This is a genomic window from Thermus sp. FJN-A, from assembly GCF_054655095.1.
The window spans coordinates 1-237 of record NZ_BAAHSC010000210.1 but is presented as its reverse complement, the minus strand read 5'-3'; the positions used below and the strand labels follow the sequence as shown (position 1 = coordinate 237).

At 59.5% G+C, this 237-nt stretch carries 1 pseudogene; it reads left to right on the top strand.

Annotated elements, in window-relative coordinates:
- A pseudogene (locus ACYQ0J_RS10280) lies at positions 1-222 on the top strand (IS982 family transposase); the annotation flags it as partial.
- Positions 223-237: the final 15 nt, after the last annotated feature.

Sequence of the window (237 nt, the reverse complement as noted above, 5' to 3'; positions counted from 1 at the left end):
GTTCCCATGGTCATCCGCAGGAGGAACAGCCGGCGGTATCTCCCTTGGATGCAGTACCTGGCCATCGTGGGGCGGAGGGTGGTGGAGACGGTGGGGAGCATGCTCCATCACCTCTTCCCCAGGCGCATCCACGCCGTGACCCAGGAGGGTTTCGTCATCAAAGTTCTCACCTTCGTCCTGGCCCATAACATCAGTCTCCTGACCCAGAAGATGGCTGGGTAGCAACTTGGGTTATGA